At 75.6% G+C, this 1,401-nt stretch carries 1 protein-coding gene; it reads right to left on the reverse strand.

What is annotated here, in order from left to right:
• Window positions 1-107: 107 nt before the first annotated feature.
• Window positions 108-1,401 (reverse strand): branched-chain amino acid ABC transporter substrate-binding protein (locus tag AAHZ94_RS34110; RefSeq protein ID WP_349997562.1); only part of this gene is annotated, 1,294 nt, incomplete at its 5' end.

Genomic DNA, 1,401 nt, shown 5'->3' on the forward strand with positions numbered 1-1,401 from the left:
AAACCCCACCTCTGCCCACACAGCGGGCCGCGGGCCCCCCCCCCCCCGCCCCCCCCCGCGGGCCCCCCGGGGCCCCCGCCCCGCTTCCGGACCGCGGCCGGGCGCCGTCAGCCACCGCGGGACTTGGTGGCTTCCTCGTACGAGCCCAGGAAGCGGAACCGGCCGTCGACCACCCGGGAGAGGTACAACCCCGCCTCCGAGACCGTTCCGCTGTCCGGCTCGAACCGGAATTCCTTGGTGATCCCCCGGTACACCGTCCGCGGGAGCCGTCCGATCAGCGCCTCCCGCTCCGCCCCCGTACCCGCCACGTCCCGCAGCCCGCGCGCCACCAGACCCACCACGTCGTACGCCTCGGCCGCATAGCGCGGCGGGGCCGTACCGTAACGGCTGCGGTAGCCGGCGGCGAACGCCTTCGTCCGCGCGTACGCGGACGCGTCCACGAAGGCCGAGCTCACGTACCAGCCGTCCGCCGCCGCCCCGGCCTCCCGCAGGAAGCGCGGCTCCCGCACCGGTTGCAGCGCCAGCCGGTCCCCGTCGAACCCCACCCGCCGCAACTCCCGGGCCACCGTGACCGCCCCCGACAGCAGCCCCAGGTAGGCGATCGCATCCACCCGGTACGCCAACAACTCGGCCACCGGCGCGCGCACGTCCGTGGCACCGCGGGCGACGGTGACCGTACGCGGCGGGGTGGGATAGGTGTTGTTGGTGAGGGCGGTGGCGAAGTCCTGGGCGGCCTGCCAACTCAGCTCGCCGGCATTGCGGTCGTCGATGATCCCCACCACCGTGCCGCGCGCCCGATCGTGCTGCCGGGTGCGCCGGGCGACCTGCGCCAGCAGCGGGAGGATCAGCCTTGTGTCGGCGGACCGGCTGGCCAGGTAGTTGCGGTACTCGACGTGGGCGACCGCGTCCGCCCCCAACGAGACGCTGACCACCGCCAGCCGGGCCGCGCGGTAGGGGCCGGCGACGGCGCTCGCCGCGGCGTCGCTCGTGGGTCCGATCACCGCCAACACTCCCTTGTCGGCGCCCAGTTGGCGTGCCACCTCGCGGGCCCGGTCGAGCCGGCCAGCGTCGTCGCGCGCCCGCAGCGCCAAGGTGAACGGCCGGTCGGTACGGGCGTTGAACTCCGTCACCGCTAGCTGCGCGCCCCGCTCCAGCGCCCGGCCGAGCGCCGCACCGGGCCCGGAGAGGTCGGCGTGCAGCCCGATGGTGTGGCGCGGCACGCCGCCGGCCCTGGCGCCGGTACCGCGCCCGCCGTCGCCGCGCAGCGCGGCCCACGTCCCGAGCCCGCCCGCCGCCAGCACCCCGCCCGCCGAGGCGAACGCCAGCAGCCGTGCCCGCGGGAGGCGGCAGAGCCGCAGAAGCAGTAGAAGCAGTAGAAGCAGTAGAAACAACAAGAACAGC

The sequence above is a fragment of the Streptomyces sp. HSW2009 genome, assembly GCF_040240285.1.
Taxonomy (GTDB): Bacteria; Actinomycetota; Actinomycetes; order Streptomycetales; family Streptomycetaceae; genus Streptomyces.